The 12,526-nt window shown below is 68.1% G+C and carries 12 protein-coding genes and 1 pseudogene; 6 read left to right on the forward strand and 7 right to left on the reverse strand.

From position 1 onward, the window contains the following. Positions 1 to 87 precede the first annotated feature (87 nt). Positions 88 to 519, reverse strand: a complete 432-nt coding sequence (gene lpqS, locus BST40_RS19470; protein ID WP_075546308.1) for a putative copper homeostasis (lipo)protein LpqS — start codon at positions 517 to 519, stop codon at positions 88 to 90. A gap of 287 nt (positions 520 to 806) precedes the next feature. Here lpqS and BST40_RS19475 point away from each other — a divergent pair, with 287 nt between their 5' ends. Continuing rightward, positions 807 to 2,222 (forward strand): NAD(P)/FAD-dependent oxidoreductase, encoded by a 1,416-nt coding sequence (locus BST40_RS19475; protein WP_083155198.1) that lies wholly within the window; start codon positions 807 to 809, stop codon positions 2,220 to 2,222. 160 nt (positions 2,223 to 2,382) lie between these two features. On the opposite strand, the gene BST40_RS19480 is transcribed toward BST40_RS19475, so the two are convergent. The 3 genes from BST40_RS19480 to purT are packed head-to-tail and all read right to left on the reverse strand — an operon-like array spanning position 2,383 to position 5,415. After that, on the reverse strand, positions 2,383 to 3,606 hold the full coding sequence (locus BST40_RS19480) for an O-succinylhomoserine sulfhydrylase (protein ID WP_075546329.1): 1,224 nt from the start codon (positions 3,604 to 3,606) through the stop codon (positions 2,383 to 2,385). A gap of 22 nt (positions 3,607 to 3,628) precedes the next feature. After that, positions 3,629 to 4,051, reverse strand: coding sequence for a rhodanese-like domain-containing protein (locus BST40_RS19485; protein WP_083155200.1), 423 nt, complete (start codon positions 4,049 to 4,051; stop codon positions 3,629 to 3,631). Then, on the reverse strand, positions 4,048 to 5,415 hold the full coding sequence (purT, locus tag BST40_RS19490; protein WP_083155203.1) for a formate-dependent phosphoribosylglycinamide formyltransferase: 1,368 nt from the start codon (positions 5,413 to 5,415) through the stop codon (positions 4,048 to 4,050). Before purT ends, BST40_RS19485 begins: the two co-directional genes overlap by 4 nt. A 413-nt stretch (positions 5,416 to 5,828) precedes the next feature. On the opposite strand from purT, the gene BST40_RS19495 reads away from it, so the two are divergent. Then, entirely contained in the window at positions 5,829 to 7,157 is a 1,329-nt protein-coding gene (locus BST40_RS19495; RefSeq protein ID WP_075546330.1) for a PPE family protein, read from the forward strand. Between the two features lie 4 nt (positions 7,158 to 7,161). Here BST40_RS19495 and BST40_RS19500 read toward each other — a convergent pair whose 3' ends face one another. Further along, complete coding sequence (locus tag BST40_RS19500) at positions 7,162 to 7,812, reverse strand: PaaI family thioesterase (RefSeq protein WP_089025230.1); 651 nt, start codon at positions 7,810 to 7,812, stop codon at positions 7,162 to 7,164. A 14-nt stretch (positions 7,813 to 7,826) separates the two neighbouring features. Next, a complete protein-coding gene (locus BST40_RS19505) occupies positions 7,827 to 9,125 on the reverse strand; it encodes an adenylosuccinate synthase (protein ID WP_075546313.1) in 1,299 nt (432 codons plus the stop codon). Positions 9,126 to 9,212: 87 nt separating this feature from the next. On the opposite strand from BST40_RS19505, the gene BST40_RS19510 reads away from it, so the two are divergent. From BST40_RS19510 to BST40_RS19520, 3 genes are read left to right on the forward strand one after another with little or no spacing between them, the layout of a single operon-like run. Next, positions 9,213 to 9,860: a peptidase M50 gene (locus tag BST40_RS19510; protein ID WP_083155205.1), complete on the forward strand. Its 648-nt coding sequence runs from the start codon at positions 9,213 to 9,215 to the stop codon at positions 9,858 to 9,860. A 10-nt stretch (positions 9,861 to 9,870) separates the two neighbouring features. Then, positions 9,871 to 10,650: a site-2 protease family protein gene (locus tag BST40_RS19515; protein WP_075546315.1), complete on the forward strand. Its 780-nt coding sequence runs from the start codon at positions 9,871 to 9,873 to the stop codon at positions 10,648 to 10,650. 41 nt (positions 10,651 to 10,691) lie between these two features. Then, positions 10,692 to 11,597, forward strand: coding sequence for a cation diffusion facilitator family transporter (locus tag BST40_RS19520; protein WP_075546316.1), 906 nt, complete (start codon positions 10,692 to 10,694; stop codon positions 11,595 to 11,597). Positions 11,598 to 11,676: 79 nt separating this feature from the next. On the opposite strand, the gene BST40_RS19525 is transcribed toward BST40_RS19520, so the two are convergent. Beyond that, complete coding sequence (locus BST40_RS19525) at positions 11,677 to 12,090, reverse strand: DUF3151 domain-containing protein (RefSeq protein ID WP_083155208.1); 414 nt, start codon at positions 12,088 to 12,090, stop codon at positions 11,677 to 11,679. A 150-nt stretch (positions 12,091 to 12,240) separates the two neighbouring features. Between BST40_RS19525 and BST40_RS19530 the strand changes: the two are divergent. Beyond that, a pseudogene (locus BST40_RS19530) lies at positions 12,241 to 12,526 on the forward strand (Rv0361 family membrane protein); the annotation flags it as partial.

The raw sequence follows: 12,526 nt of genomic DNA on the forward strand, positions 1-12,526 counted from the left end.
CACCGATCGCAACGAGGACGCCCGCCGAAGACAGACCAATTGTCGGTTTTCAGCCGAGCCGTGAACGGGGTGCGGCGACTCGACTGGTCAGCGACGCGCTACGCAGAGCCGGGTCAAGAGCACCCGACCGGAGATGACGCAAGGCGGCGTGGCAGGTGGACTGCGCCCACCGAACACCATCGGGTCAACGAGCAGACCAACGAGACCGACCACCGTGAGCACGGCGACGACACCCAAGACCGGCGCGACTGACTGCGGCAGTACGGCCGTCGCCAGCTTGCCGGGACACGGCGATGCCGCAGCGTCGGAACGCTGCGCGTGCTGCCCGTCGACCACCAACTGAGCGGTCGGCGTCGCGAGCGTCGCGGGGCGCGACTGTGATAGGTGGGCCGGGGCAAAATCCCATCGCGGCAGCCCGCAATGACCGCCTGCCACCCCGAGCAGCAACGCGGCCAGAGCCGCGATGAGCGCAGCGCGGCCAAGCAGCCTCGAGGCAGCGCCCGCCTGCCGGATGTCCACGGCGGCAGCATATACCCCCCTCCCGTATATTGCAACCGTTGTGCCGTTCTCCAGATAGGCACCGCCATTAGTCCCGACCGCACCCAACCGATAACGTCACTAGACGAACGAGACTGGCCGGCAATAAGTTTGATTCCTAACACGACCGGAAGCCAGACCGCAGCTAGTGCTCGACGCACCGTTGGGACCGGAAACAATCGACGTCAGCCCGGGCGAAGTCGTACGGTGTACATGCGCCGCAGTGACCCCGGGAACTGCCGCGGAATGACGAAAACCGAAGGAGGACCATGACGCCCCCACCCAGCGAAGGCCCGTCCGTCGGCAGGCGCCATCACGTCGTCATCATCGGCAGCGGTTTCGGCGGGCTGACCGCGGCCAAGGCACTCAAGCGGGCCGACGTCGACGTCACCCTCATCTCCAAGACGACCACCCACTTGTTCCAGCCGCTGCTGTACCAAGTGGCCACCGGAATCCTGTCCGAGGGTGACATCGCCCCGACCACCAGGCTGATCCTGCGCAACCAAAAGAACGTGCGGGTATTGCTGGGTGAGATCATCGACATGGACCTGAACGCGAAAACGGTCACGTCGAAATTGATGGACATGGAGACCGTCACGCCGTTCGACAGTCTCATCGTGGCCGCCGGTGCGCAGCAGTCCTATTTCGGCAACGACGATTTCGCCATCTTCGCGCCCGGCATGAAGACCATCGACGATGCCCTGGAGCTGCGTGGCCGCATCCTCGGCGCGTTCGAGGCCGCCGAAGTGGCCACCGACCATGCCGAGCGCGAACGCCGGCTGACCTTCGTCGTTGTCGGGGCCGGGCCCACCGGTGTGGAGCTCGCCGGGGAGATTGTCCAACTCGCCGAGCGCACCCTAGCCGGAGCGTTTCGCACCATTACGCCCAGCGAGTGCCGGGTAATCCTGATCGACGCCGCACCCGCGGTACTGCCGCCGATGGGCCCCAAGTTGGGTCTCAAGGCGCAACGAAAGCTCGAGAAGATGGACGTCGAAATCCAGCTGAACGCGATGGTGACCGCCGTGGATTACAAGGGCGTCACGGTCCGGGACAAAGACGGCGCCGAGCGCCGCATCGACTGCGCGTGCAAGGTGTGGGCGGCCGGCGTGCAGGCGAGCCCGCTGGGCAAGATGGTGGCCGAACAGTCCGAGGGAACCGAAATCGACCGCGCCGGAAGGGTGATCGTGGAGCCCGACCTCACCGTCAAGGGGCATCCGTACGTCTTCGTGGTCGGTGATTTGATGGCGGTGCCCGGAGTGCCGGGGATGGCCCAGGGCGCGATCCAGGGGGCGCGATATGCGACCACGATCATCAAGCACGCGGTGAAGGGCCACGACGACGCGGCCAACCGCAAGCCCTTCCACTATGTCAACAAGGGCAGCATGGCGCTCATCTCGCATTTCAGCGCCGTCACCAAGATCGGCAAGATCGAGTTCGCCGGCTTCTTCGCCTGGCTGGCGTGGCTGCTGCTGCATCTGCTGTACCTGGTGGGCCACCGCAACCGCATTGCCGCCGCGTACTCCTGGGGGCTTGCCTTCCTGGGCCGCACCCGCGGCCAGATGGCCATCACCAGCCAGATGGTCTACGCCAGGCTCGCGATGCGCTATGTCCAGGCGCACGCCGAACAAGGCGCGCTGGCCGCCGCCGAGCAGGCCGAAAAAGCCGAACAGCGAGCGGTCGGTTAGGTTGCGACTAAGCCGGCGAAGCCTAAACGGGGTCAGGTTTTCATTCTGCGCTGAGAGCGACGAAATCGCACTCAGCAGCGCTCTGGGCGCAGAGTGGACGCACTGGATGCAGGCTCGCTCGTCGAGCACACTCCATGACCCAACAACGTGACCGCCCCGATTAGCTCAACGCCCGATCCAGATCGGCGATCAGGTCGTCGGTGCCTTCCAGGCCGACCGAGATGCGGACCACGCCGTCACCCAGGCCGATCGCGGCGCGGCCCTCCGGGCCCATCGCCCGGTGCGTCGTGGTAGCCGGATGCGTGACAAGCGATTTCGCGTCCCCGAGGTTATTGGAGATATCGATCAACGCGAGCTTGTCGAGCACCTCGAACGCCCGTTGCTTGGCCGCACTCTCCGGAGCGTCCAGCGCAAAGGTGACGACGGTCCCACCGCCGGACATTTGCCGCTTGGCCAGGTCGTACTGCGGATGTGACGGCAAAAACGGGTAGCGCACCCAACTCACCGCGGGATGGGCTTCCAGGAACGCTGCGATCCGCAGCGCCGAGGAATTGCTGTACTCCACCCGAACTGCAAGTGTCTCAAGGCCTTTCAGCAGCACCCAGGCATTGAAGGCGCTCATCGCCGGTCCGGTGTGGCGCATCAGCTTCTGCACCGGGCCGTCGATGTACTCCTTGTCACCGAGGATGGCGCCGCCGAGCACCCGGCCTTGGCCGTCGATGTGCTTGGTGCCCGAGTACACCACCACATCGACCCCGAGCGGAAAGCCCTGCTGCAGCAATGGCGTGGCAAAAACATTGTCCAGCACCACTTTTGCACCAGCGGCATGTGCCAGCTCGGTCACCGCGGCGATGTCCACCAGCGACTGCATGGGATTGGCCGGCGTCTCGAAGAACACCGCCTGGGTAGGCTTGGCGGCCAGCGCCTGCTCCCACTGCGACAGGTCGTCGCCGTCGACGAAAACCGTCTCCACTCCCCAGCGCGGCAGGATCTCGTTGCACACCACAAAACACGATCCGAACAAGCTGCGCGCGGCCACCAATCGATCACCGGCCGCCAACAGCGCGCCCAGCGAGGTGAACACCGCCGCCATGCCGCTGGCGGTGGCGAACGCCGCCGGCGCTCCCTCGATCAGCCGCAGCCGCTCCTCGAACATCGACACCGTCGGGTTGCCGTAGCGGGAGTACACGAAGTGGTCCAGCTCGCCGCTGAACGACTGCTCGGCCGTCGCCGCCGACTCGTAGACATAGCCGGACGTCAGATACATCGCCTCGGCGGTCTCGTCGAACCCCGAGCGCAGCAGCCCGCCGCGCACGCCGATGGTGGCCTGGCCGACACCGTCGGGCAGCGGCTTGGGCGTGCGGACCGAACCCTCGCCGGTCAACCCCGCCACCCCCGTCACCGGATCACCCCTGCCTCCAGGGCAATCCGATTGCCCGCCAACCGACTACACCACGATGACCCTCGGCGTCGAGGTGCCCTTCGAAGCCGTCCAGCACGTTGTAGGCCGGCGTGATCCCGGCGCGGGTTGCGGCTTCGGCGGCGCCAATGGAGCGATGACCGGAGCGGCATAGGAAAACGACCGGCCGTTCGCCCGAACCTTCCGCGGGCGCGATCACATCCTGTAATTCGGCGACGAAGTTCGGGTTGCGCGCTCCGTCGACGGTGTTCCACTCAATGTAGACGACGTCGCGGCCAAGGCTGGACAGGTCGGGTACACCGACGAAATGCCACTCGGCGGCGATCCGCACGTCCACCAACACAGCCTCAGGGTGGTCGCTGAGCATTTTCCATGCTTCGAGTGGCGTTAAATCTCCCGCGTAGCTCACTTGCCCGAGTCTCGCATACTGAGCCGATCGGCGACGTCTCGGGCGCGGCCGCGCGCGGTCCCCACGTCGGGCGCGGTAGCCAGCGCCACACCGAGCCTGCGTGGCACCCCGGCGTGCGCACTGGTAAACACCCGGACATCGCTTTCCGGGACGCTCAGCGCGGCCGTCAGCGTCTCGGCACTGGGTGCCACGCCGGCAGCGGCCCGGCCCGGCCCGATCACCCGGGCAGCGCCCGGCGACACCATCAAGGTGTCCACCCCAAGGCCCATGACCGCCCGGGCCTGCAGCTCGAAGGCGGAAAGCCGCTGGCTGCGCAGGGTCACCCAGGCGCTGTCGCCCGGCCACGCGGTGACGTCGGCGAAGTACACCTCGTCGCCGTTGACCATCAATTCGACGCCGAAGACACCCCGTCCGCCGAGCGCCTTCACGATGCGGGCGGCTATCGACCTGGCCGCGTCGTGTGCGGCGGTACTCAGCTGTTGCGGTTGCCAGGATTCCAGGTCCCGATCACCTCGGTCGTCTGCGCCGCGATAACCGACCGGCGCGCAGAAGGTGATTTCCGGTCCCGCCGGCCCGTCGGTGCACACCACGATCAGGGTGACCAGCACCTGGATATCGACCACCGTCTCGGCCCACACCCTGGGGTGTGCGCCCGCGACCTCATCGCCGGCCGCGAGGCGCCAGGCGCGCTCGATCTCGTCGGACCCGCGGACCACCGATCGCTCCCGCCCGCTCACCTTGGCGACGGGTTTGACCATCAGCGGGTAGCCGGCGTGAGCGGCCACCGCCTGCAGTTCGGCAAGCGATCCGACGAACCAGAACGGCGCGGTAGGCAGGCCGAGTTCGTCGGCGGCCAGCTTGCGCAGGCCTTCCCGGTCACGGGTCAGCCGGACACTGCGGGCGCTGGGCACCAGCTCGGTGTGCCAACCGTCAGCCGGAGGCTGCCGGGCTTGGCCGGCTTGGAGAGCATCGAGCGCGTCGGCGCTGACCGCATCGGTGAGCGTCACCACGAAGTCCGGATGCAGCCGGGCGAAGAGGGCCCCCAGCTCGTCGGCATCGGTCATGGAGACGACCAGCGCCTGGTCGGCGACGCGGTGCGCGGGCGCATCGGGGCGTTCGTCGGCAGCGATCACCTCTGCGCCGAAGCCTTGTAACGCAACTGTCAGCTCCCGGCTCGGCTCGCCAGAGCCCAGCAACAACACCCGCGGCCTGCCATCGGGCTCGGCCGCAGCCGGCTGACCGGTTGCGGCGGGCGACACCTCCAGGGCCGTCGTCGCGTCGTCCCGAGCCGCGCCGTCGCTTGCGGCCGGCCGTTCGTCCTTACCGGTGAGCTCATCCCGTCCCTCGGTCAAGCCGTCAGTCACCAGCTCACCCTCTCCATCGGTAGTGGTCCTGCTGCCCAAGGCTCAAGGATAGGGGCGCTGGCGCGGGCACCGAACCCGGCGGCACCAGCGGGACCCGCGGCAACGCAATTACCCGCCGTAACCGTGGGCTCGATAAGAGAAAGGCGCTTCTGCGCTCATTTGTCGAGTTTTTGTGTAACCCTGCTCACAGCCCGGTGTTTGCCTGGCCCATGAGCACGTGGGTCCGGAGAGCGGCGGGCGGTCACTCGCGCCATCCGAAATAGAAGGCCCTTCGCGGACCGCGCAATTCCGTCAAGGAGAAAGTCCATGCCTTTCGTGATGACACAGCCGGCCGTGGATGCGGCCGGCGGGGCGACCAACGCCGGCGCCGCGGACCCTGGAGGAGCGCGCCGATGACCCCGGGAACCATCGGAATGGACTTTGCGGCGCTGCCGCCGGAAATCAATTCCGCCAGGATGTACGCCGGACCCGGTGCAGCTCCACTGCTGCACGCGGCGACGGCCTGGGGGCGGCTGGCCAACGAGCTCAATGCGACGGCCGCGTCCTACTCGGCGGTGATTTCCGGGCTCGCCGGTGAGGAGTGGCAAGGCCCCTCGGCGCTGTCCATGGCGGCCGCGGCTGCTCCCTACGTGGCGTGGATGAGGGCTACTGCCGCTCAGGCCGAGCAGGCCGCGGCTCAGGCCATCGCCGCGGCCAACGCCTACGAATCCGCGTATGCGGCGACGGTGCCCCCGGGGGAGATCGCGGCCAACCGCGGCACCATGATCTCGCTGGCGCGGACGAACATCTTCGGACAGAACACGCCGGCGATCGCCGCCAGTGAAGCCGATTACAGCGAAATGTGGGCTCAGGACATCGTCGCCATGGACGGTTACGCCGGCAGCTCGGCGGCCGCATCGGAGTTGCCGCCGTTTACCGCCCCGCCGCAAACCACGACCGGGATCGAACCTGCGGCCGACGCCACCGGCGCCCAGACGGCGATCACGGCCGCCCCGGCCGCGGCATTGACGACCGCCGCGTTGCCAACGGCCCAGTCGGTCGGATTGCCGACGCCGCTGGGCGAGCTCGATCTGCTGGTGGCCGCAGCGGTGATCGTCGCGGCCGGCAGCTGGGGGCTGCAGGCGGCGCAGCTGATCGAAATCTATCGCCACGACGAGGTCGACGAATGGGAGAAGGATCCGGGCGCCAAGGGAGCCGACGACGGTGCCGACGGCGGCTCGCCTGATGTCCTTGGCCCCAGCCGCGGAAGGACCAACCCCGTCCCACTGCCGGGGCGGGTATTCACCCCGCCCCAGCCGCCGGTCACCGCGCTGTCCGGCTACTCGGCCAGTATCGGCGGGCTTTCGGTGCCACAGGGCTGGATGCTTCCCCCGGCAGTGCGCCAAGTCGCTGCGATGTTCCCCGGCACCACACCGATGTTCATGACAGGTAGTTCGGACGACGGGTATGCCGGCATGGCGGCGGCGGGTTTGGCCGGGACCAGCCTGGCGGGCCTGGCGGCCCGGGGCAGCGCCTCCTCGTCGACCCCGGCCGCGGCCGCACCGGCAGCGGGCGGCGGGGCCGCGGCGGCCAGCAGACCAGCGGCGAACGCGCCCTCGATCCCGGCGGCCGCCGGCACGAACATCCCGGGCTTGCCGTCCGGTTTACCGCCCGGCGTGGTAGCCAACCTGGCCGCGACGCTGGCGGCGATCCCGGGGGCGACCATCATCGTGGTGCCTCCCAACCCCAGCCAAAGCCAGTAGCTCCCTAGGGCTGGCCGGGAAGCAGCCGCACCATCAGGCCGGTGCCCTCGGCCAACGTCGCCTCGCCGGAATCGCGCGCGTCGACCAATTCCGCGGACACGAACGCCTTGCGGCCCTCGGTACGCGTCACTCGTCCCCGGATGACCAGCGGCGTATCGATCGGGGTGATCTTGCGGTAGTCGACGTGCAGGAAGGCCGTCCGGCTGATCGGCCGCCCGGCCGCATGCGACACCATGCCGAACATGTGGTCGAACAGCAACGGCAGCACGCCACCGTGCACCGCGTGGTTGCCGCCGACATGAAACCGGCTGAACGAACCCGTCATTTCCACACCGTCGGGCCGGTAGCGGGTCAACGTCCACGGCGGCAGCAACAGGCTGCCCATGCCGGGCAGATCGGGGGTTCGCCCGGCCGGCCCCTTTCCTTCCTCCGCCTGGAACGGGCCCAGCAGCTCGACTAGCGCGGCGGCGCGCGCGGCGGCCTCGTCCCACACGTCGTCACCCGGGTCTGCCGACACCGCCAGGTCCTGCAACCGGCGCATCGTCGTCACGAAACGGCGGAAGCCCGCGCCGGGGCTGGCCGGACCGTATTCCGGAAAGCCGCCGTGGTGCTGGTATTCGGGATCTTCTTCTTCGGGGCATCCGTCTGAACCCAGCGAGGAATAGTGCGTCACGGGCGGGCCGCCAGGACGTCGCGGCGTACGACGGTCTGATCCCGGCCGGGACCCACACCGATGCACGAAACCGGTGCTCCGGCAAGCTCTTCCAGGCGCAGCACGTAGTCACGGGCCTTGGCGGGCAGGTCGTCGAAGTCGCGCGCGGCGGAGATGTCTTCCCACCATCCCGGCAGCTCCTGGTAGACCGGCTCGGCACGGCACAGATCGCTCTGGGTCATCGGCATCTCGTCGGTGTGCTTTCCGTCGATCCGATAGCCGACACACACCGGCACCGTTTCCAGGCTGGACAGCACGTCGAGTTTGGTCAGGAAGAAGTCGGTGATGCCGTTGACCCGGGTGGCGTAGCGCGCGACGACGGCGTCGAACCAGCCACAGCGCCGGCGCCGGCCGGTGGTCACCCCGAATTCGCCGCCAGTCTTGGACAGGTATTCACCGTTCTCGTCGAATAGCTCGGTGGGGAACGGACCCGAACCCACCCGGGTGGTGTAGGCCTTGAGGATGCCCAGTACCGTCCGAATTCGGGTGGGGCCGATGCCCGAGCCCACGGCCGCCCCGCCCGCGGTCGGGTTCGACGAGGTCACATAGGGGTAGGTGCCGTGGTCGACGTCGAGCAGCGTGCCCTGGGAGCCTTCCAGCAACACCGTTTGGCCGGCATCGAGCGCATTGTTGAGCAGTAGCCGGGTGTCGGCGATGCGATGGCGGAAGCCGTCGGCCTGCTCCAGCAGCGACTCGACCACCTGCTCCGGCTCCAGGGCCTTGCGGTTGTAGATCTTGACCAGCACCTGGTTCTTGAACTCGAGTGCGGCCTGGACCTTGTGGGCCAGCTGCTCGGGGTTGAGCACATCGGCGACCCGGATCCCCATGCGGGCCACCTTGTCCTGGTAGCAGGGGCCGATGCCGCGGCCGGTGGTGCCGATCTTCTTGCTGCCCATGTAGCGCTCGGTCACCTTGTCGATGGCCACGTGGTAGGGCATGAGCAGATGCGCGTCGGCCGAGATCAGCAGCTTGGAGGTGTCGACCCCGCGCTCTTCCAGGCCGTGCAGCTCGTCAAGCAGGACCCCGGGGTCGATCACCACGCCGTTGCCGATGACGTTGGTGACGCCGGGGGTCAGCACGCCCGACGGGATGAGGTGCAACGCGAAGTTCTCGCCGGTCGGCAGCACGACCGTGTGCCCGGCATTGTTGCCGCCCTGGTAACGCACCACCCACTGCACCCGCCCCCCGAGCAGATCGGTGGCTTTACCCTTGCCCTCGTCGCCCCACTGGGCGCCGATCAAGACGATTGCCGGCATGACGCGCTCCCACCTGCTCTCGCGGGTTGTGCCCGCCTATTGTGGTCCAGCCGGTGACTTACCCTACCCAGCGGTTTGCGAGGAACCATGCATAACGGGGCGAAACCGCCCAGCACCGCGGTATTGGTGTTCGGTGATCGGCCGGTGCCTGCCACGTTGACCGGCCTGCCGACGCATCGACCCGACGACGTCGACACCGCAGTGCGCGCCTGCCGGCGGCTCGTCGTGGTCGGCGATGACGCCGACCTTGCCGGCGTGCTGACCCGGCTGCTGCGCGTCGACCGGCTCGACATCGAGGTCGGCTACGCGCCGCGGCGGCGCACCAGGGCCTGCCGGGTGTACCGGTTGCCGGCCGGGCGCCGTGCGGCGCGGCGGGCGCGGCGGGGAACGGCGCATCGGGTGCCGCTGATCCGGGACGAGACCGGGACGGTGATCGTCGGCCGCGCCCGTTGGCGACCTGTTGATCCGGCGCAGTTGATCCACGGCGAGGCGGTGGTCGACGACACCGTGTTGTTCGACGGCGATGTCGCCGGGGTGTTGATCGAGCCGTCCCCAGAGCTGCCGGGCCTGCGGGCCGCCCTGGACACCGGACCGTGGCGCCGCTGGGTCAGCGGACGCGCCGCTCAGCTGGGCACCACCGGTGCCCGCGTGGTGCGCGACGGTGTCGCGGCACCCCGATCGGTGCGAAGATCCGCGTTCTACCGCCACGTCGAAGGCTGGCTGCTCGTCCGGTAGTTTTCGACCGGTGAAAGAGACGGGCCTGCACGAGTCGGTGCGACCCAGCCCGATATTTCTGGGCCTGGTCGCACTGACGGCCATGGGCGGGGCGCTGGCGTGGCTGGCCGGGGCCAGTGTGCGGCCGTTGGCTTATGCCGGGGTGTTCATCTTCGTGATCGCCGGCTGGTTGGTCTCGCTGTGCCTGCACGAGTTCGGACATGCGTTCACCGCCTGGCGATTCGGCGACCACGACGCCGCGGTGCGCGGCTACCTGACGCTGGACCCGCGGCGCTACAGCCATCCGGCCATGTCGCTGCTGCTGCCGATGGTGTTCATCGCGTTGGGTGGCATCGGCCTGCCGGGCGCGGCGGTCTACCTGCGGACCTGGTTTATGACGCCGACCCGTCGCAGTCTGGTCAGCCTGGCCGGGCCGGCGGCCAATCTGGCGCTGGCGATCCTGCTGCTGACCGCAACCCGGTTGCTCTACGACGAGCACCACTGGGTGCTGTGGGCCGGGGTGGCGTTCCTGGGCTTCTTGCAGATCATGGCGCTGGTGCTGAACCTGCTGCCGATCCCGGGCCTGGACGGTTACGACGCTTTGGAGCCGCACCTGAGTCCGGAGACGCAGCGGGCGCTGGCGCCGGCCAAACAGTTCGGCATCTTCATCCTGCTGTTCGTGCTGCTGGCGCCGGTGTTGAACCAGTGGCTGTTCGGGCTGGTGGGCTGGCTCTTTGACTTCTCCGGTGTGCCGCACGTGCTCGCGGGGGCCGGCAATTCGCTGACCCGCTTCTGGGGCCGCTGGATCTAACCCGTTGCGATATATGCATGAGTGTGCATATATTGATGGCTATGGGTGCCGGTCACAATCACAGTCACACGACTACAGCGGCGAGCGCCTCTCGGATGATCCCCCGGATGGTCATCGCCGCGGCCATCCTGGCGGCGTTCTTCGTGGTGGAACTGACCACGGCGCTGCTGATCAACTCGATCGCGCTGCTGGCCGACGCCGGACACATGCTCACCGACGTCGTCGCCGTGTTCATGGGGCTGGCCGCCGTCGTGCTCGCCAGGCGCGGCAGCTCGTCACCGGATCGCACCTACGGCTGGCATCGAGCCGAGGTGTTCACCGCGGTAGCCAACGCGGTGCTGCTGATTGGGGTCGCGCTGTTCATCCTCTACGAAGCGGTGGACCGGCTTCGCGAGGCTCCCGCGGTGCCCGGGATGCCGATGATCGTGGTGGCGCTGGCGGGCCTGGTCGCAAACTTCGTCGTGGCGATGCTGCTGCGGTCCCATTCCGAGGGCAGTCTTGCGGTCAAGGGCGCCTACATGGAAGTCGTGGCCGATACCGTCGGCAGCTTCGGCGTGTTGATCGCCGGCGTGGTCACCGTCACGACGCGCTGGCCCTATGCCGACGTGGTGGTCGCCGTGCTGGTCGCATCGTGGGTAGCGCCGAGGGCGCTGTCGCTGGCCCGCGCGGCATTGCGCATCCTTTCCGAGTCGTCACCCAGCCACATCGACGTGGCCGAGCTTCGGTCGGCGCTGGGCTCCGTGGACGGTGTGACGGACGTGCATGACCTGCACGTGTGGACACTTTCGCCGGGCAAGGACATGGTCACCGCACACCTGACCAGCGGCGGCGAATTGACCACCGTGCTGCGGGACGCGCGCGCGCTGCTCTACGCCCGGGGGCTGAAGCACGCCACCGTTCAGGTAGAGCTTCCCGAGGATGCCGGACACTGCGCTGCCAACCTGTAACCATGACCGATCGCCTGATCCGGCCGCTGCGTGAAGCCCAGACAGTTACGTCATCGACGACCTGCGTTGACCAACCCGGTCAGAGGCCCAGCGCCGGGCGCGCCGCGGGGTCGCAGTCGTCCAGCAGGTCCAGGCACCGGTCGTACTCGTCGGTTTCCCCAATGGCGTCGGCGGCTCGCGCCAGCGCCGCCACGCAGCGCAGAAAGCCTCGATTGGGCTGGTGTGCATATGGCACCGGACCGAAGCCCTTCCAGCCGTTGCGGCGCAACTGGTCCAGGCCCCGGTGGTAGCCGGTACGGGCGTAGGCGTAGGCGGTGATGGCCTTGTCGTCGCCGAGCGCCTCCTCGGCCAGCGCCGCCCAGGCCACCGACGCCGACGGATGTGCGGCGGCGACGATACCCGGGTTTTCTCCGGCAAGCAGCTCGGCCTCGGCGTCACCGTCGCCGGGAAGCAGGATCGGATCAGGTCCCAGAAGATCACCCATCGGCGTCATGACCCCTATTCTGCAACTTTGCGCATCCGCCCTCATCGCGCCGGTGGTCATTTTCCAAGCACCCCGCCCCACCTCGGCGATCAGGCGAATCGGGGGTCGAATCGCTAAGCTCCGAACTACCCACTCGATAGCGGGAGGACAACAGCGCTTATGCCCAACGCACCCGAACCCGACCGCGGCGACACCGAAACCGGGGGCCAGTCGGCCGGCAATGAAGGCGCCGCAGGCACCGAGGGCCAGCCGCTGATCCCCGACGACGCCGAAACCGAGACCGTGGTGATCTCCACATCCGACCCGGAGCACAACCCGGGATCGGCGGACGCGGACCTGCCGCGGGAACGCCGCTTTACCGCGCCGGGCTTCGACGCGAAGGAGACCCAGGTCATCGCCACTTCGCCCGAGCCGGCCACCGAGGTGTTCCACACCCCCCCGACAC

It is taken from the genome of Mycobacterium persicum, assembly GCF_002086675.1.
Classification (GTDB): Bacteria; Actinomycetota; Actinomycetes; order Mycobacteriales; family Mycobacteriaceae; genus Mycobacterium; species Mycobacterium persicum.